The organism is Pseudomonas sp. A125 (assembly GCF_055409485.1).
Genome location: NZ_JBUZVP010000005.1, coordinates 144,486 through 161,213, shown reverse-complemented (window position 1 = coordinate 161,213; position 16,728 = coordinate 144,486). Strand labels below are relative to the sequence as shown.

Annotated in this window: 17 protein-coding genes and 1 pseudogene; 9 read left to right on the top strand and 9 right to left on the bottom strand. The window is 62.1% G+C overall.

All coding sequences use genetic code 11. The features are described from left to right. Window positions 1-30 precede the first annotated feature (30 nt). Window positions 31-1,182: a class C beta-lactamase gene (ampC, locus tag ACZRN6_RS09080; RefSeq protein ID WP_464007760.1), complete on the bottom strand. Its 1,152-nt coding sequence runs from the start codon at window positions 1,180-1,182 to the stop codon at window positions 31-33. 132 nt (window positions 1,183-1,314) lie between these two features. On the opposite strand from ampC, the gene ACZRN6_RS09075 reads away from it, so the two are divergent. Together ACZRN6_RS09075 and ACZRN6_RS09070 are read left to right on the top strand one after the other, a co-directional pair. After that, complete coding sequence (locus ACZRN6_RS09075) at window positions 1,315-2,193, top strand: LysR family transcriptional regulator (protein WP_322145479.1); 879 nt, start codon at window positions 1,315-1,317, stop codon at window positions 2,191-2,193. A 74-nt stretch (window positions 2,194-2,267) separates the two neighbouring features. Next, entirely contained in the window at window positions 2,268-3,452 is a 1,185-nt protein-coding gene (locus ACZRN6_RS09070) for a DUF2252 domain-containing protein (protein WP_464007759.1), read from the top strand. A gap of 100 nt (window positions 3,453-3,552) precedes the next feature. Here ACZRN6_RS09070 and yghX read toward each other — a convergent pair whose 3' ends face one another. Both yghX and ACZRN6_RS09060 read right to left on the bottom strand, forming a co-directional pair. Next, window positions 3,553-4,440: a YghX family hydrolase gene (yghX, locus tag ACZRN6_RS09065; protein WP_464007758.1), complete on the bottom strand. Its 888-nt coding sequence runs from the start codon at window positions 4,438-4,440 to the stop codon at window positions 3,553-3,555. Window positions 4,441-4,484: 44 nt separating this feature from the next. Then, a complete protein-coding gene (locus tag ACZRN6_RS09060; protein WP_322145476.1) occupies window positions 4,485-4,979 on the bottom strand; it encodes a PaaI family thioesterase in 495 nt (164 codons plus the stop codon). A 119-nt stretch (window positions 4,980-5,098) separates the two neighbouring features. Here ACZRN6_RS09060 and ACZRN6_RS09055 point away from each other — a divergent pair, with 119 nt between their 5' ends. Next, the gene (locus ACZRN6_RS09055; protein ID WP_322145475.1) at window positions 5,099-5,653 is read left to right on the top strand and encodes a YceI family protein; all 555 of its coding nucleotides are present in this window, start codon (window positions 5,099-5,101) and stop codon (window positions 5,651-5,653) included. Here the strand turns inward: ACZRN6_RS09055 and ACZRN6_RS09050 are convergent. Further along, window positions 5,650-6,540 (bottom strand): DMT family transporter, encoded by an 891-nt coding sequence (locus ACZRN6_RS09050; RefSeq protein ID WP_464007757.1) that lies wholly within the window; start codon window positions 6,538-6,540, stop codon window positions 5,650-5,652. The two genes, ACZRN6_RS09055 and ACZRN6_RS09050, sit on opposite strands and share 4 nt — an antisense overlap. Window positions 6,541-6,631: 91 nt before the next feature. On the opposite strand from ACZRN6_RS09050, the gene ACZRN6_RS09045 reads away from it, so the two are divergent. Continuing rightward, a complete protein-coding gene (locus ACZRN6_RS09045) occupies window positions 6,632-7,960 on the top strand; it encodes an aminotransferase-like domain-containing protein (RefSeq protein WP_464007840.1) in 1,329 nt (442 codons plus the stop codon). A gap of 184 nt (window positions 7,961-8,144) precedes the next feature. Here ACZRN6_RS09045 and ACZRN6_RS09040 read toward each other — a convergent pair whose 3' ends face one another. Next, window positions 8,145-8,576: a nuclear transport factor 2 family protein gene (locus tag ACZRN6_RS09040; RefSeq protein WP_464007756.1), complete on the bottom strand. Its 432-nt coding sequence runs from the start codon at window positions 8,574-8,576 to the stop codon at window positions 8,145-8,147. Between the two features lie 238 nt (window positions 8,577-8,814). Here ACZRN6_RS09040 and ACZRN6_RS09035 point away from each other — a divergent pair, with 238 nt between their 5' ends. After that, the gene (locus ACZRN6_RS09035; protein ID WP_322145472.1) at window positions 8,815-9,024 is read left to right on the top strand and encodes a DUF6434 domain-containing protein; all 210 of its coding nucleotides are present in this window, start codon (window positions 8,815-8,817) and stop codon (window positions 9,022-9,024) included. A 171-nt stretch (window positions 9,025-9,195) separates the two neighbouring features. Here the strand turns inward: ACZRN6_RS09035 and ACZRN6_RS09030 are convergent, their stop codons facing one another. After that, entirely contained in the window at window positions 9,196-9,342 is a 147-nt protein-coding gene (locus ACZRN6_RS09030; RefSeq protein ID WP_464007755.1) for a hypothetical protein, read from the bottom strand. A 148-nt stretch (window positions 9,343-9,490) separates the two neighbouring features. Beyond that, window positions 9,491-10,293 (bottom strand): annotated as a pseudogene (locus ACZRN6_RS09025) (MmyB family transcriptional regulator). A gap of 116 nt (window positions 10,294-10,409) precedes the next feature. Between ACZRN6_RS09025 and ACZRN6_RS09020 the strand changes: the two are divergent. Further along, the gene (locus ACZRN6_RS09020) at window positions 10,410-10,727 is read left to right on the top strand and encodes a DUF2834 domain-containing protein (protein ID WP_464007754.1); all 318 of its coding nucleotides are present in this window, start codon (window positions 10,410-10,412) and stop codon (window positions 10,725-10,727) included. Then, entirely contained in the window at window positions 10,727-11,140 is a 414-nt protein-coding gene (locus ACZRN6_RS09015) for an MAPEG family protein (RefSeq protein WP_322145469.1), read from the top strand. The genes ACZRN6_RS09020 and ACZRN6_RS09015 overlap by 1 nt, the downstream gene beginning before the upstream one ends. A gap of 131 nt (window positions 11,141-11,271) precedes the next feature. Here the strand turns inward: ACZRN6_RS09015 and ACZRN6_RS09010 are convergent, their stop codons facing one another. Together ACZRN6_RS09010 and ACZRN6_RS09005 are read right to left on the bottom strand one after the other, a co-directional pair. Further along, complete coding sequence (locus tag ACZRN6_RS09010; protein WP_322145468.1) at window positions 11,272-12,438, bottom strand: cystathionine gamma-synthase; 1,167 nt, start codon at window positions 12,436-12,438, stop codon at window positions 11,272-11,274. Next, complete coding sequence (locus ACZRN6_RS09005; protein WP_322145467.1) at window positions 12,435-13,811, bottom strand: cystathionine beta-synthase; 1,377 nt, start codon at window positions 13,809-13,811, stop codon at window positions 12,435-12,437. Before ACZRN6_RS09005 ends, ACZRN6_RS09010 begins: the two co-directional genes overlap by 4 nt. Before the next feature lie 265 nt (window positions 13,812-14,076). Between ACZRN6_RS09005 and atzF the strand changes: the two genes are divergently transcribed. Both atzF and ACZRN6_RS08995 read left to right on the top strand, forming a co-directional pair. Next, complete coding sequence (gene atzF, locus ACZRN6_RS09000; protein ID WP_464007753.1) at window positions 14,077-15,876, top strand: allophanate hydrolase; 1,800 nt, start codon at window positions 14,077-14,079, stop codon at window positions 15,874-15,876. Between the two features lie 2 nt (window positions 15,877-15,878). Further along, window positions 15,879-16,565, top strand: coding sequence for a GntR family transcriptional regulator (locus ACZRN6_RS08995; RefSeq protein WP_464007752.1), 687 nt, complete (start codon window positions 15,879-15,881; stop codon window positions 16,563-16,565). Window positions 16,566-16,728: the final 163 nt, after the last annotated feature.

Here is a 16,728-nt window from a genome sequence, read left to right as displayed (position 1 = left end):
CCGGCTCCCACATTTGATATGTGCAGGGTTTTATCTATCCATCGCACTCAAGATGGCGTGTGCCGCTTTCACCCGTTCGGCGTTCGGGTAGTTCTTGTTCGCCAGGATCACCACCCCCAGGCCTTTGCTCGGCACGTACGCCACGTAGGCGCCAAAGCCACCAGTGGCGCCGGTCTTGTTCACCAGCGTGTCGGCATGGGGCGGCTGCGGTGGCGTCAGCCAGTTGACCTTGTGCGGCTCAAAGGCCATTTGCGCCGAGTTGCCTGCAGTAAGGGCGTCCAGGGTGATCGGGTAGGGGTACATCTCCCAGCCGAGACCCTGGGTCATGCCCTGCACGGTGTAGTAGCCGGTGTGGGTCGTGGCGATCGCCTGTTGCAGCGGCTTTTCCAGCTTCGCCGGGTGCATGTTCACTTCAACGTAGTGGATCAGGTCCGAGGTGCTGGTCTTGATGCCGTAGGCCTCGGCGTCCAGGGCGCCCGGGCCGACACGCACCGGTTTGCCGGCCTTGTCGTAACCCTGGGCGTACAGGTTCATCTGCGCCTTGGGCACGGTGATGAAGGTGTGCTTGAGGCCGAGTTTCGGCAGCAGCGTTTGCTCCATCAGCCGGTCAAACGGCTGGCCCAGGCTTTGGGCGGCGAGGTGGCCGAACAGGCCGATGCTCGGGTTGGAGTACAGGCGTTGGGTGCCGGGGGCGAAATCCGCTTTCCAGTGCTGGTAGTAGCTGATCATCTTGCTGGCGTTATCGGACTCATCCGGGAATTGCAGTGGCAGGCCACCGGCGGTGTAGGTGCCGAGGTTGAGCAGGCTGATGTGGTCAAATGTGCCGCCACGCAACGCCGGCAGGTACTGGCTGGCCGGGTCCGAGAGTTTCAGCTTGCCGTTGGCCAGGGCATAGCCTGCGAGAGTGGCGGTGAAGGTCTTGCTCACCGAGCCGATTTCGAACAGGGTGTTTTCGCTGACCGGTTGCTTGCCTTCCCTGGATGCGACGCCGTAGTTAAAGTATTGCGCCTTGCCGTTCTGTATCACTGCGACCGACAGGCCGGCGATGTCTTGTTGCTGCATCAGGGGTTCGACGGTACTGTCCACCACCTGGCGCAAATCTGTGGCCGCCATGCAGTTGCCGGCGCCGAGCAATAGGGCGAATAGTGTGACCGTTCGTGCTTTTGAAGAAAGTTCGTACATGATGATGTGGCTTCCATACGGTGATGTGTTGACGACCAATACCTGCGCGGGCGCCGCAAATCTAGGCAGTTTGTGCGGCTTCGACAAACGATGATATCTCGCAACAGCCATTAGAAAAATTAGGGTTAAGCCATGCTCCGTTCCCATTTGCCCCTCAACGCGCTGCGCGCCTTTGAAGCTTCTGCGCGACATTTGAGCTTTACCCGGGCGGCGATTGAGTTGTGCGTCACCCAGGCGGCGGTCAGTCACCAGGTGAAAAGCCTGGAGGCGCAGCTCAATGTCACGCTGTTCAAACGCTTGCCCCGGGGCTTGATGCTCACCAGTGAAGGCGAAACCCTGCTGCCGGTGTTGCGCGAATCCTTTGACCGGATTGCTCAAACCTTAGGCCAGTTTGAAGGCGGGCATTACCGCGAAGTATTGACGGTGGGTGCGGTGGGCACCTTTGCGGTGGGCTGGCTGCTGCCCAGGCTTGCGGATTTCCAGGCGCGCTACCCGTTTATCGACTTGCGGCTGTCCACCAACAACAACCGCGTCGATGTGGCCGCCGAAGGCCTGGATTACGCGATTCGTTTTGGTGCCGGTGCGTGGCACGGTACCGAGGCGTGCCAGTTGCTGGAAGCACCGCTGACGGTGCTTTGCGTGCCGCAGATTGCCCGGCAATTGCAGGCGCCGGCAGACCTGTTGAAGCACACCTTGCTGCGCTCTTACCGCGCCGATGAGTGGACGCAGTGGTTCCAGGCCGCCGGCTTGCCCGCCGACACGCTGGTGCCCCGCAGCATTGTGTTTGATTCGTCCCTGGCGATGATGGAAGCCGCACTGCAAGGTGCGGGGGTGGCTCTGGCGCCAGCCATGATGTTTGGCCGGCAGTTGGCGACGGATGTGATTCGCCAGCCATTCGAGGTGGGCATCACCACCGGCAGTTATTGGCTGACACGCTTGCAGTCACGGGTCGAGACACCGGCGATGGCGGCATTCAAGGCGTGGTTGCGTGGAGTGGCACAGGCCGATTAATAAAATCCACCGAAACAAAATGAAACATTTGCGGCGAGCTAACCTCTACCGTATCCCCTTGGCTGAGTGCCTCTATGAAATTCCCGCGTCCTTCTTCGCGAATGCCCCACCTCATCCAACTGCGCAACCTGAAGATGGCGCGCTCCGCCCACGCTTATGTGCGAGGCAGTACCGTTCAGTTTTATGAGTGGCTGCACAGCCAGCGCGGTCGGCGCTTGCCCCATGGGCCGGCGATCTGGATCTGCGGTGACTGCCATGCTGGCAACCTCGGGCCCACGGGCGACACCAAGGGTCGGATCGACATGCATATCCGTGACCTTGACCAGACGGTGATCGGCAACCCGGCCCATGACCTGGTGCGCCTGGCGCTGTCCCTGGCTACCGCTGCCCGCGGTTCGGATTTGCCGGGGGTGACCACTGCACGCATGCTCGAAGAGATGATGGTGGGGTATGAGCAGGCGTTCAAGGACAAGCCTGACGAGGCGCCGCCGCGCCCGTCCCAGGTCAAGGCCGGCATGCGCAGCGCGGTGGAGCGCACCTGGAAGAACCTGGCCCGTGAGCGTATTGAAAACACCCGGCCGACGATCCCGTTGGGCAAGCATTTCTGGGCGTTGTCACGGGCGGAAAAGTCAGCCCTTGAGACCTTGTGCGCCTCGGATGAAATTCACCGGCTGGTGACTTCGCTCAAAGGCCGCTCAAACGATGACGAGGTTGAGCTGTTGGATTCGGCGTATTGGGTCAAGGGCTGCAGCTCCCTCGGGTTGTTGCGGTATGCGGTGTTGTTGGGGGTTGGGGACAAGGAAGATCAGGAATACTGCCTGCTCGATATTAAGGAAGCGGTGGGCGCTGCAGCGCCGCGTGCGGCACGGGCGAAGATGCCTCGTGATAACGGGCGGCGGGTGGTGGAGGGCGCGCGGCACCTGTCGCCGTCGCTGGGGGAGCGGATGCTGGCGACGCGGTTTCTGGATCACGGGTTTTTCATCCGTGAATTGCTGCCCCAGGACATGAAACTGGAGCTGGATGAGCTGAGTGAGGTTGATGCGATGCACGCGGCCGGGTACCTGGCGCGGGTGGTCGGCGTCGCCCATGCGCGGCAGATGGACCGTGACACGCGCAAGGACTGGATGGCGGTATTGCAGGAGAACCGCTCGAAGCAGCTGGATGCGCCTTCATGGTTATGGACCAGTGTGGTGCAGTTGGTAGGTAGCCATGAGGAAGGTTACCTCAACCACTGTCGGCGGTATGCGCTGGAACACTGACCGTAGGAGCTGGCTTGCCGGCGATGGCATCAACTTGGTGTACCTGATGGACCGAGGTGTCAGCATCGCCGGCAAGCCAGCTCCTACATGAGCGGTGTGTTCAGGCCAGGTATTTTTTGAACCAGCCGAGCGTGCGCTCCCACGCCAGGTTCGCCGCCGCTTCGTCATACCTCGGCGTCGAATCATTGTGGAACCCATGGTTGGCGCCTTTGTAGATAAACGCTTCATACGTCGTACCCGCCGCCTTCAGCGCTTTCTCATACGCCGGCCAGCCCTCGGTAATTCGCGTGTCCAACTCTGCGTAATGCAGCATGATCGGGGCCTTTATCCGTGGTACATCCTTGGCCTCCGGCTGGCGCCCATAAAACGACACCGCTGCGCCCAACTCCGGATAAGCCACCGCTGCCGCATTGGTCACGCCGCCGCCATAACAGAACCCGGTAATCCCCACCTTGCCGGTGCTTGCATCGTGGTGCATCAACCATTCGATGGCCGCGAAAAAGTCATTCATCAGCTTCTCGGGATTGACCTTCTGCTGCAACTCCACACCTTTCTCATCATTGCCGGGATAGCCGCCCACCGAGGTCAAACCGTCCGGCGCCAAGGCAATAAACCCGGCCTTGGCCAACCGCCGGGCGACGTCTTCGATGTACGGATTAAGCCCACGGTTCTCATGCACCACCACCACCGCCGGCAGCTTGCCGGTGGCCTTGGCCGGGCGCACCAGGTAGCCACGCACCGTGCCGTTGCCCTTGGGTGAGGGGTAGGTGATGTAGTCGGCAACGATATCCGGGTCGGTGAATTTCACCTGTTCGGCCAGGGCATAGTTGGGGCTCAGGGCGGCGAGCAGGGCCGACGCCGTCAGCCCGCCAAAGGTGAACAGCGCCGCGCGGTCGAGAAACTCGCGGCGGTTGATCTTGCCATGGGCGTAGCCGTCGTAAAGCTCCAGCAGTTCAGGGGCAAAGTCTTTGGCAGTCAGGCGAGTCATCGGTGGCGTCCTCGATTAGCGGTGGGACTGAATGTAGACCAGTATCAGGCTTGCCGGCCATGGGCAGCGGCGGCCAATTGCCCGGTGTCGACCCGCACGAACACTGAATCGCCGATTGCCGTGAGCACGCCATCGGCGTACACCTCGCAGACCACGCGGCTTTTGCGCCCCACGTCGCCCTCGACTTTCGCGCGCAAGGTCAGCGGTACGCCCATCGGGGTCGGCTTGATGAATTTGATGCCCAGGTTGCCGGTCACGCAGTCGATACGCGGCAGACTGCCAGGTTCGCGTTGTTCGGCCCGGTAGTGGTAGGCCATGGCTGTCCAATTGGAGTGACAGTCCACCAGCATCGCGATCAAGCCGCCGTAGACCAGGTCTGGCCAGCCGCAGTATTGGGCGTCGGGCTGGTGCTCGGCGATCACGTGGATGCCGTCGGCGTCCCAGCGGCTCTTGATGTGCAGCCCATGGGGGTTGCTGCTGCCGCAGCCATAACAGACGCCTTCGGGGGCGGTGGTGTCTTGCAGGGAAAGCGCGGGCATCGTGGCTCCTTGTTGTTTGAGTTCCGTCGGGGCACGAGCCTAATGCCACGGGCGGGAATAAATCCAGCACCTACGCTGTTACTTCTGCACAGCGTGTTTTATTCCCGGTTGAGAATCCCATGAAACGTCGATTGCTAGCAGCCTTCCTTACCCTCGGCACCTTGTCCAACGCCTATGCCGTGGAATACACCGACGTCAACCCGGCGGCCAGCACCATCAGCTTCACCTATGACCAGATGGGCCAGCAGGTATACGGCACGTTTGGCACGTATTCGGCGACCCTGAGTTTCGATACGCAAAACCCCGCCGCCGCCAGCACCGTGCTGACCATTCAGCTACCGAGCATCAATGCCGGCAGCGACAACGCCAACACTGAACTGCCCAAGCCCGGCTGGTTCGACATGACGACTTACCCGGTGGGCACCTTTACCTCGACCCACATCACTGACCTTGGCGCCAACCGCTACCTGTTCAGCGGCAACCTGACCCTTAAAGGCCAGACCAAACCGGTGGAGGTCAAGGTGGCGCTCAAGGAGCAGAGCGGCATTGGCGTGTTCGACGGCGAGTTAGTGCTTAAACGCGATGACTTCAAGATCGGCGCGGGCGAGTGGGCGGACAGCGTGGTGTCGAATGAGATCACCATCAAGTTCAAGATGGTTGCACCCCAACGCTAGCGCGCAAACTTCTTCGCGCCCGCCACACAGGCAATCACCGCCACCGTCACCACCAGCATGCCCAGGCTCACCTGTTCATGCAGCAGCGTGGCGGCGAGCGCCAGGCCAAAGAACGGTTGCAGCAACTGCAATTGCCCCACGGCGGCGATACCGCCCTGGGCCAGCCCGCGATACCAGAACACAAACCCGATCAGCATGCTGAACAGCGACACATAGGCCAGGCAGAGCCAGGCCGGCAGGCTGATACCTGTGAAAGACGCGGGCTTGAGGATGGCGGTCAGTGGCGCGACGACCGGCAGCGAGATCACCAGTGCCCAGCAGATCACCTGCCAGCCGCCCAGGGTGCGCGACAGCTTGGCGCCTTCGGCATAACCCAGGCCGCACGCCAATATTGCCAGCAGCATCAGCACATCCCCGAGGGGCGCGGCGCTCAGGCCTTGGGAGACGGCGTAGCCCACCACCAGCAGGCTGCCCAGGATCGAAAACAACCAGAACACCGGCTTTGGCCGCTCGCCGCCGCGCACTACGCCGAACACCGCCGTAGCCAATGGCAGCAGGCCGACAAAGACGATGGAGTGGGCGCTGGTGATGTACTGCAAGGCCAAGGCCGTGAGCAGCGGAAAGCCGATCACCACGCCCAGTGCGACGATTGCCAATGGCAGCCACTGGCTGCGGGCCGGGCGCTGTTCCTTGAACAGCCACAGCAGGCTCAGGCCGAGCAGGGCGGCGATGGTGGCGCGGGCGACGGTCAGGAACACCGGATCAAATTCCAGCACCGCCAGGCGCGTGGCGGGTAGCGAGCCACTGAAGATCACCACGCCGATAAAGCCATTGATCCAGCCGCTGGCGTTGTGTTCCTGGGCGTTGAGGTGAGTGGTGCGTTCCATGGGGGGCGGGCTCGATAAGGATAAGTTGCGTCCGCCGCATCCTATGATTCAGTATCCAGACAATCAAAAAATTGTCATGGATACATCGCCTATGGCCCGCGCCCGCTACAAAACCTTGGTGGACACCTTCGCCCGGGATATCCGCTCCGGCACGCTGGCGGCGGGTACTCGTTTGCCGACTCATCGCCAGTTGGCCGCCAGCCATGGGCTGGCGCTGGTCACGGCCAGCCGGGTGTATACCGAGCTTGCGGCCATGGGGTTGGTCAGCGGCGAGACCGGGCGCGGAACCTTTGTGCGCGAAATCGCGCTGTCGCCGGGGCAGGGTGTCGGCCAGATCGCCGTGGCAGCGGGCATGATCGATCTCAACTTCAACTACCCTTCGTTGCCGGGCCAGACCGACGTGCTGCGCACCGCCTTGCGTCAGCTGGCGCTGTCCGGCGACCTGGCCTCACTGCTGCGCTACCAGCCCCACGCCGGCCGCCTGCACGAGCGGGCGGCGGTGGCGCGGCATCTGGCGAGCCGTGGGTTGACGGTGCAAGCCGAACAGGTGCTGATTGTCAGCGGTGCCCAGCATGGGTTGGCGGTGACGATGATGTCGCTTCTCAGACCCGGCGATGTAGTGGCGGTGGATGCGCTGACCTATTCCGGGTTCAAGGTGCTGGCCGAGACGCTGCACCTGGAAATCGTCGCGATCCCGGTGACCGCGACTGGCCCGGACCTGGCCTTCCTCGAAAAGCTCTGCGCCCGGCGCCCGGTACGCGCCGTGTACAGCATGCCGACCCTGCATAACCCGTTGGGCTGGGTGATGAGCAGGGAGCAGCGCGAGCACTTGATAGCGATTGCACGCCTGCATGATTTGATCCTGATCGAGGACGCCGCCTACGCGTTCTTAGCCGAGGATGCGCCGCCGCCTGTGGCCGAACTGGCGCCGGAGCGCACGGTGTACGTGTCGGGGCTGTCCAAGAGTGTCGCCACCGGCCTGCGGGTGGGGTTCGTGGCCGCGCCTTCGCAGTGGATGGCGGCGCTGGAACGTACGGTCATGGCCACCACCTGGAACACCCCGGGGGTGATGACCGCCCTTGCCGCCGCGTGGCTCGACGACGGCACGGTGCTGCAACTGGAAGCGCAAAAGCGCGAGGATGCCCGGGCGCGCCAGGCGGTGGCCGATGAGGTGTTGGCGGGGCTCAATGTGATCCGCCATCCGTGTTCTTATTTTTTGTGGCTGCCCTTGCCGGAAGAGGCCCGCGCCGACCAGATCACCATGGCGCTGGCGCGGGAAAATATCTCGGTGTCCACCGCCGAGCCGTTTGCCGTCTCGGCCCACGTGCCCCATGCATTACGCGTGGCGCTGGGCTCGGTAGACCGGGCCGTGTTGCGTGAGGCGCTGGTGAAGGTGCGCTGGGCGGTGGAGGCGTACTAGGCCGTTTACCGACGCATCTCGATGGCTCTTGAGATGACCGTGGCGAGGGAGCTTGCTCCCGCTGGGCTGCGTAGCGGCCCCAAAAAGCTGGGAGCGCTGCGCACTCCAGCGGGAGCAAGCTCCCTCGCCACAGCAAGCTCCCTCACAACAGGCTCCCTCCTCACAGGAAGGCATCCGGCTGCTGTCAGAACTTGTACGCCTGACGCCCGATCAGCAGCCACTTGCCTTTCTGCTTCTGCCAAACCTGGAAGTTTTCAATTTCGGTGGGCACTTCAACACCGCTGTTTACGGCCTGGGCGGAGAAGTGGTTGCGCACCAGCGCGGTGTCGCCATTGAGGGTGATGGTCTGTTTTTGCATTTCCAGGGTCTTGAAACCGCTTCTGCCGGTTTCAATGTCGGCGATAAATTCCTGCTTGTTCTGGATCTTGCCGCTGGAGTGGCCGTAGGTGAGGTTGTTGGCGGTGAGGGCTTGCAGTTGCGGGATGTCCTTGTGCAGCATGGCCTGGGTCAGATGATCGACCGCAACGGCTACATCCTTGTCGGTTGCGGCAGGCGCGGCGGCCGCGTAACCGCTGAACAGGCACAGAAAACCAATCAGAACCTTGATGTTTTGCATGGGTGTTTCCTTGTTGTTGTGGGGTACTGGTACGACACAGGACGGGCCTTATAGTCGTCGTACAACCATGCCGTATTTTGCATGGTCAAGGAAAGTGAAATTTCACGTAAGCCAGCAGATAAGCCATATTGATCGTGAGCAGTCGTCATATCACTTTCGAAATCGTTGGCGCTACTTCCCGTATAAAAAGCGCATGGCTATGCTGTGCCCGCTGCTCCAAAACCGGCGAGGGAATGCAATGCTTTTTAATTGGCACAGTGATTCGATCCAGCGCAGTACTTGCGTCACCCGGCAATACAGAAACACTCAGAACGTGCGCCGCTTCATGCTTGAACACTGCGGTGCTGGGTTCAAGTTCGACCGCGATTTCATGGCGTGGATTGGTAACGACATCCCCAAGACCATGGGCGATGTGGTGGATGAATGGCAGCGCCGCAACAGCCTATAAGGACAATAAGACATGACACCGGATCAACAGTACGCGGCGGCCATGGTGCGCCTGGGTTATCAACTCGACGAGTTCAAGATCGGCGGCAACTACACGCCGCTGTTAAGGGACGGCAACCATGTCTAAATCAGCGGCCAGATCCCGCGGGTGGGTGCCGAAAACGGAACCGTCTCAGGCCTGCACATCCACACCGATATGCGCCTGCAGCCAATCCTTGTAGGCCGCGATGTTATCGGTCGACTGGTCGCCATTTTTCGCGCTGATGGCCTTGCCATCGAGGCGCCCGATGTCGAGCAGGTACTGAAGACCGTTGGCCACATGGGTGGCGTCGCTTTTGCTGAGTGACTGGAAATCGGGCAGTTCGACGGCGTTGTTTTTATCGTTGAAGGTCGCCCAGCTTGGCCTTGACCTCGGGCGTGGGGTTGGTGACCTCGATCATGGGTTGCCGAGTCCGGCAAGGCATTGCCTATTTCGACCGCTCATACGCCGCGGTCATCACCTGCCACGTCTGTGCATCCGCCGGAATCAGATGCTCGATGCGCAGCGACGTCACGGTGATGTCCTGGGGCATGCCGAAGGTCGTGAAGGTCGACATGAAGTTCAGCGGACCCTCACGCGAGTTGACGCGTGTCAGCACCAGTGGCGGCAGTTCATTGATCAATACTTCGGTACTCTGCGGGGCCGGCAGGCGTTCTAAAAGCCTGGCAAGTTGCGGATTGCCCAAGGCCTCGCGGGTTGCTCGCTGCCAGGCGATGGTGCGGATTTCTTCAGCGTTGACCAAGTGATCACCCAGGCCGCCCGGCTGCAGCAAGGTGACCAGCAAATTCAGTCCATCAGCCGCCTCCGGCTTGATCCCCACCAGATCGAACAGCACCTGCGTGCTGGCATTGGCGGCGAGCACCTCCCAGTGACTGCCCAGCACGATCGCCGGTACAGGATTATTCGCGTGCAGCACATGGCTGATCGCCTCGCGAATGGCCTCCATTGATGGCGAAGACAGCGGGGTTGCCTCATAGCGCGGGGCAAAACCTGCGGCCAGGAACACGTTGTTGCACTGCTCCAACGGCGCCTCCAGCGCCATCAGCAAATTATGCAGGGTGCCCGGGCTTGGCTTGGCGCGCCCTGTCTCGATACAGCTCAGGTGGCGCTGGGAACCCCGGTGATCAGCGCCAGTTCCAGTTGGCTCAATTGGGCTTGCCGACGCAGCACGCGCAGTTGCGCGCCGGCGGTGGTGTCGGGGTTGGCGCGGGGGAAAGGTGGGCTGCTCATGGGCTGACTCTGGCCGTGCGGGTCGGTGGTGTCGATGACCTGTGAGGTCATTGAGAAGGGTCGGACGTTATCACTAATGTGCAGCTTGTCGAACCGTTGTCTCCAAGGAGGAGAGCATGCGCAGACCCTGGATTGCCCTGGCCGGGTTATTGGCTTTTACCCTGTACACATTGATCACGATGCTGATGGCCGAGCAATCGCTCATGGCCTTCGGGCTTGAATTGATGGCGAGGCCGGACACCGCCCAGGTGGTGATCGACCTGTACCTGATGGCGCTGATGGCGTGTATTTGGATGTACCGGGACGCGCGGGCCAGAGGCAAATCCGTGGTGTCGGTGTTGCCTTATTGGTTGATAACGGCGGTTTTTGTGTCCGTGGGGCCGCTGTTGTATCTCGTGGTCAACGGGTTCCGCCGCTGTTCGGGGAGCCGATGATGAAGGTGTATGCCCTGTGCGTGTTGGTACTGTTCATCAAGATGTTGGCGATCTCTTGCTATCAAGGCTATTTCCGCCTCAGGCACCTTGCTTTCATCAACAGTGAGGATGCCGGCTTCTTCAAGCGGGCGGCTAATTCGCAGGAACTGCCGCAGGTCAGCCGAGGTGCCAGAGCCTGGGCGAATGACCTGGAGAATATTCCGTTGTTCTTTGTCCTGGGTGGGTTGTGCGTCGCATTGGAGGCGACCAGCGTTGCCACGACCTGGCTGTTTTGCACGTTCACCGTCGTTCGGGTGATGCATACGCTGATGTACCTGGGTGGCCGCCAGCCGTTGCGTACGGTCGCTTACTGCGTGGGAGTGGCTTGCCTGTGCGGGCTGGCCGGTGTGCTCTGCCTTAGCCTCACCGAGTAACCTGTGGTGAGGGAGCTTGCTCCCGCTGGAGTGCGCAGCGCTCCCGGAAATTTGGGGCCGCTACGCAGCCCGGCGGGAGCAAGCTCCCTCACTACAACAAGCTCCCCAGCCACAGTGTTCTGCGGTGTTATTCAGATCGTGGATAACGCCTGCGCCAAGTCCGCTCGCAGATCCTCTACATCCTCAACGCCCACCGACAACCGCACCAGCCCATCCCCAATCCCCAACTGCGCCCGGGTCGCCGCCGGGATGCTCGCATGGGTCATGATCGCCGGGTGTTCGATCAGGCTTTCCACACCGCCGAGGCTTTCGGCCAGGGCAAAGATCTTCACGTTTTCCAGGAAGCGTGTCGCACCCGCGAGGTCGGTTTTGAGGTCTACCGAAATCATCCCGCCAAACCCGCGCATCTGCCGGCGCGCCAGTTCATGTTGCGGGTGCGAGGCCAGTCCAGGGTAGTAAACCCGCGCCACCTGCGGCTGTTGCTCCAGCCATGTCGCCAGTTCCAGTGCGTTGCTGCAATGCCGTTCCATGCGCAGCGCCAGTGTCTTCACCCCGCGCAAAGTCAGGAAGGCGTCAAACGGCCCGGCAATTGCGCCCACGGAATTTTGCAGGAAGCCCACGCGCTCGGCCAACTCGGGATTCTGGCCGACCACCGCAATACCGCCGATCACATCGGAGTGGCCGTTGAGGTACTTGGTGGTGGAGTGCACAACAATGTCGAAACCCAATTCGAGCGGGCGTTGGATCCAGGGGCTGGCGAAGGTGTTGTCGGCCACGCAGATGATGCCCCGGGCACGGCAGATGCGTGAAATGGCGCTGAGATCGGTCAGGCTCAACAGCGGGTTACTGGGGGTTTCGACCCAGACCATCCGCGTGTCGTCCTGCAACGCGGCTTCGAAGGCCGACAGGTCAGTCAGGTCGACGAAGCTGAAGCGATGCCCGGCGCTGCGTTGGCGCACTTTGTCGAACAGGCGGAAGGTGCCGCCGTACAAGTCATTGCCGGAGACCACGTGGGAACCGGCGTCGAGCAGTTCCAGCACGGTGGAAATCGCCGCCAGCCCGGAGGCAAACGCGAAGGCCTGGGTGCCGCCTTCAAGATCCGCTACGCAGCGCTCCAGGGCGAAGCGCGTCGGATTGTGGGAGCGCCCGTAGTCGAAGCCTTTGTGAACCCCGGGGCTTTCCTGCAGGTAGGTGGAGTTGGCGTAGATCGGCGGCATCAGCGCGCCCGTGGTCGGGTCCGGGGATTGCCCGGCATGGATCACGCGGGTGGCGAAGGCGCTTTTATCGTGCTGGGTCATGCAAGGGATCTCCGTAGGTGATTGAGCAGGTCGACGCGGGTGATCAGGCCGTAGAAGCCCGACGCGTCGGCAATGATTGCAACCAGTCCGCGATCCAGCTCGGCCTGCAATTGCGCAAGGCTGGCGCTGGGCGCAAGGGTCTGGAGGGCGTTGGTCATGGCACTGGCGACGGTCATGGAGAAGTGCGCGGCGTTCTGGTGCAGGCCAAGCAGTACGTCTGACTCATCGAGCACACCCACCAGTTTTTGCCCGTCCACCAGCACCGGCAGTTGCGAGACGTCCGCCAGGCGCATGCGCTGGAACGCGGTGAGCAGGCTGTCGTCGGGGCCGACGCTGATCACCCGGCCGTCTTCGAAGCGGCGGGCGATCAGGTCGCGCAGGTCGCCGTAGTGTTTGTATTGCAGCAGGCCGGCGTCGTTCATCCATTGGTCGTTGTAGACCTTCGACAAGTAGCGCGTGCCGGTGTCACAAACGAAGGTGACGACGCGCTTGGGTTCGGTCTGTTCGCGGCAATAACGCAGCGCCGCGGCGAGCAGGGTGCCGGTGGAGGAACCGCCCAGAATGCCTTCGGCCCGCAGCAACTGGCGGGCGTGGTCGAAGCTTTCTTCGTCGCTGATCGAGTAAGCGTGGCGCACGCTGGAGAGGTCGGCGATCGAGGGGATGAAGTCTTCGCCGATGCCTTCCACCGCCCACGAGCCGGGTTCGGTCAGGGTGCCGCTGCGGCTGTATTCAGCCATCACCGAGCCGACCGGGTCGGCCAACACCATGGCCAGGTCGGGCTGCACGCGCTTGAAGAACCGGGTCAGGCCGGTGAGGGTGCCGGCCGAGCCCACGCCCACCACGATGGCGTCCAGGTCATGCTGGGTCTGGGCCCATATTTCCGGGGCGGTGCTGGTCTCGTGAGCCAGGGGATTGGCCGGGTTATTGAACTGGTCGGCGAAGAACGAATCGGGAATGTCTTTGGCCAGCCGGGCGGCGACGTCCTGGTAATACTCGGGGTGGCCCTTGCCGACATCGGAGCGGGTGATGTGCACCTCGGCGCCCATGGCTTTGAGGTGCAAGACCTTCTCGGTGGACATCTTGTCGGGCACCACCAGCACCACTCGGTAACCCTTGGCGCGGCCTACCAGTGCCAGGCCGAGGCCGGTGTTGCCAGCGGTGGCTTCAATGATGGTGCCACCGGGGCGCAGGCGGCCGTCGCGTTCGGCGGCGTCGATCATGGCCAGGCCGATGCGGTCCTTGATCGAGCCGCCGGGGTTTTGGGATTCAAGCTTGAGGAACAGCGTGCACGGGCCGGTATCGAAGCGGCTGACCCGCACCAGCGGGGTGTTGCCGATCAGTTCGAGCACGGCGGGGCGGGAAGCGGTGGGCATGTCGTCACCTGGCTACGGAAAGGGCGTATGGGATGGACAGCAGTTTTTAGAGCATGGTTTCGAACATAGGCCGGTATCGCGCAGGTCGCAACCGGACGGCCGCCTGAATGTCTTTTTTTGGCGCATTGCTGCTTCATCACGGAGCACGTACGAGGGCTGCTCTTACCCTGTATTTTCGCCAAGGCCAGGTATTCATTGGCTTGCAGCTGATTGGCCCAGCGCTTGCTAAAAGAAATCCAAACTTGGATACAAGATGGAATCCTCAATGCACAACGAACAACTCGGCTGGACCCTGGGTGAATGGCAGGCCGCATACCGCAGCCACGCGCTGACGCCCGACATTCTGTTGACCCTGGCGGGCACGTTTCCCGCCCAGGACAATACCTGGATCAGCCAGGTGCAACCGCAGCAGTTGAGTGCCCAGTTGGCGCAACTGGCCGAGCGGCTGATGGCGGTCGACGGCGATCTCGACAAGTTGCCGCTGTACGGTGTGCCGTTCGCGATCAAGGACAACATCGATGCGGCGGGCTGGGAGACCACCGCTGCGTGCCCTGAATTTGCCTATACGGCTCAAGCAGATGCCTCGGTGGTTGCCCGGTTGCGCGCGGCCGGGGCGATCCTGATGGGCAAGACCAACCTCGACCAGTTCGCCACTGGCCTGGTTGGGACGCGCTCGCCTTACGGCGCAGTCGGTAACAGCTTCAACCCGGATTATGTCAGCGGCGGTTCCAGCTCGGGTTCGGCCTCGGTGGTTGCTCGTGGCCTGGTGGCGTTCTCCTTGGGCACCGACACCGCAGGTTCCGGACGGGTGCCGGCGGGCTTCAACAATATTGTCGGGTTGAAGCCGACCAAGGGGCGTTTGTCCAACACCGGATTGGTGCCCGCGTGCCGCACCGTGGACTGCATTTCGGTGTTCGCGTTGACCGTCGAAGATGCCGATGTAGTGGCCGGCGTAGCAGCCGCTTACGACGCCAGTGACGCGTATTCCCGTGTTAACCCCAACACCGCGCCGGTCGCAGTTGGCGCCACCATCAAGCTGGCGGTTCCGGCCAGCCTGGAGTTTTTTGGCGATGCACAGAACCAGGCCGTGTTTGAACAGGCGTTGCTCAGGTTTCAATCCATCGGCGCCGAGATCACTCCGATAGATTTCAGCCCTTTTCAGCAACTCGCCGAACAGTTGTATTTTGGCTCCTGGGTGGCAGAGCGCACGGTCGCGATGGAAGGCATGTTCGCCAGCAACCCCGGAGCGATCAACCCGGTGGTGCGCGGCATCGTCGAAAACGGCCACACGTACAGCGCCTGCGATGCCTATAAAGCCGAATACCTGCGGGCCGAATTGAGCCGGCGTATCAACGACAGCCTGGCCGGTTTCGATGCGTTGCTGGTTCCAACATCCCCGACGATTCGCACGCTGGCGGAAATGGCCGTGGAGCCGGTGCTCTACAACTCGCAGTTTGGCTTTTACACCAATTTCACCAACCTGGCCGACCTCTCGGCACTGGCCGTGCCCGCCGGGCTGCGCAGCGATGGCCTGCCGTGCGGCATCACCCTGATCGCGCCGGCCTGGCACGACGCGGCGCTGGCGCACCTGGGCAAACGCTGGCAGGCCGGCCTCGATCTGCCGTTGGGCGCCACTGAACGTTCCCTGCCGCAACCGGCACCGGCGCGCCAGGCCCCGGGCAGCGTGCGGGTGGCGGTGGTGGGCGCGCACCTCACCGGGATGCCGCTGAACTTCCAGTTGACCAGCCGTAATGCAGTGCTGGTGGAACAAACCCTGACGGCAAGCCACTACCGCCTGCATGCGCTGCCGGGCACGGTTCCGCCCAAGCCCGGGCTGGCCAGGGATGACTCGGGCCGCTCGATCATCGTTGAACTGTGGGACATGCCCATCGCCCGCTTTGGCGAGTTCGTCGCCGAGATTCCCGCGCCGCTGGGCATCGGCAACCTGACCCTGGCGGACGGGCGCAGCGTGAAAGGCTTCATCTGCGAACCCTGGGCCCTCGCAGGCGCCACCGACATCACCGAGTTCGGCGGCTGGCGCGCCTACATGGCGAGCAGGGCGTAGGTATGCAGCTCTCCACCACCAGAAAGCCCAGCGAACGGCCGGACAGCCTGGCAGAGCGGGCGTACCAGCAGTTGAAAGACGACATCTTCGGCTTTCGTTTGTTGCCGGGTGATCGCTTCAGCGAGGGCGATATAGCCGAACGTATGCAAGCCAGCCGCACGCCGGTGCGCCAGGCACTGTATCGACTGGAGCGTGAAGGGTACCTGGAGGTTTTTTTCAGGAGTGGCTGGCAGGTCCGGCCGTTCGACTTCAACTATTTTGAAGAGCTTTACGACGTTCGGATCGTGCTGGAGTTAGCGGCCGTCAGTCGCTTGTGTGACATGGCGGAGCAGGGTCTTGAACCGCTTGAGGCCATCTGGCTGGTGGACGAAAGTGCCCGGCTGGACGAAGCCCAAGTTGTCTCGGCGCTGGATGAGGCGTTTCACTGCGGGCTGGTGCAGGCCACGGGCAACGCTGAAATGGCGCGCATGCATTACGAGATTACCGAGAAAATCCGCATTATCCGGCGGCTGGATTTCACCCAGCAATCGCGCATTGCCGCGACGTACGAGGAGCATGGGTTGATTCTGCGGGCGATCATGCAGCGGCAAAGCGACCAGGCGCAGCAACTGCTCAAGGCCCACATTGAGGTCAGCAAGCAAGAGGTGCGCAAGATCACATTGCACCGGTTGGCGGTGGCAAGGAGATAAGCCCTTCATACTGAAAAGTTGGCTGGCCCCAATCCCTGTGGCGAGGGAGCTTGCTCCCGCTGGGCTGCGCAGCAGCCCCAATTCAGACACCTCTTTTCACCCGATAAAATGGGGTGTCCGGTTTTGGGGGCGCTTCGCACCCCAGCGGGAGCAAGCTCCCTCG

Coding starts and splice junctions, on each gene's coding strand:
- ampC (WP_464007760.1), bottom strand. CDS start 1,182: ATGTACGAACTTTCTTCAAAAGCACGAACGGTCACACTATTCGCCCTA.
- ACZRN6_RS09075 (WP_322145479.1), top strand. CDS start 1,315: ATGCTCCGTTCCCATTTGCCCCTCAACGCGCTGCGCGCCTTTGAAGCT.
- ACZRN6_RS09070 (WP_464007759.1), top strand. CDS start 2,268: ATGAAATTCCCGCGTCCTTCTTCGCGAATGCCCCACCTCATCCAACTG.
- yghX (WP_464007758.1), bottom strand. CDS start 4,440: ATGACTCGCCTGACTGCCAAAGACTTTGCCCCTGAACTGCTGGAGCTT.
- ACZRN6_RS09060 (WP_322145476.1), bottom strand. CDS start 4,979: ATGCCCGCGCTTTCCCTGCAAGACACCACCGCCCCCGAAGGCGTCTGT.
- ACZRN6_RS09055 (WP_322145475.1), top strand. CDS start 5,099: ATGAAACGTCGATTGCTAGCAGCCTTCCTTACCCTCGGCACCTTGTCC.
- ACZRN6_RS09050 (WP_464007757.1), bottom strand. CDS start 6,540: ATGGAACGCACCACTCACCTCAACGCCCAGGAACACAACGCCAGCGGC.
- ACZRN6_RS09045 (WP_464007840.1), top strand. CDS start 6,632: ATGGCCCGCGCCCGCTACAAAACCTTGGTGGACACCTTCGCCCGGGAT.
- ACZRN6_RS09040 (WP_464007756.1), bottom strand. CDS start 8,576: ATGCAAAACATCAAGGTTCTGATTGGTTTTCTGTGCCTGTTCAGCGGT.
- ACZRN6_RS09035 (WP_322145472.1), top strand. CDS start 8,815: ATGCTTTTTAATTGGCACAGTGATTCGATCCAGCGCAGTACTTGCGTC.
- ACZRN6_RS09020 (WP_464007754.1), top strand. CDS start 10,410: ATGCGCAGACCCTGGATTGCCCTGGCCGGGTTATTGGCTTTTACCCTG.
- ACZRN6_RS09015 (WP_322145469.1), top strand. CDS start 10,727: ATGAAGGTGTATGCCCTGTGCGTGTTGGTACTGTTCATCAAGATGTTG.
- ACZRN6_RS09010 (WP_322145468.1), bottom strand. CDS start 12,438: ATGACCCAGCACGATAAAAGCGCCTTCGCCACCCGCGTGATCCATGCC.
- ACZRN6_RS09005 (WP_322145467.1), bottom strand. CDS start 13,811: ATGCCCACCGCTTCCCGCCCCGCCGTGCTCGAACTGATCGGCAACACC.
- atzF (WP_464007753.1), top strand. CDS start 14,077: ATGCACAACGAACAACTCGGCTGGACCCTGGGTGAATGGCAGGCCGCA.
- ACZRN6_RS08995 (WP_464007752.1), top strand. CDS start 15,879: ATGCAGCTCTCCACCACCAGAAAGCCCAGCGAACGGCCGGACAGCCTG.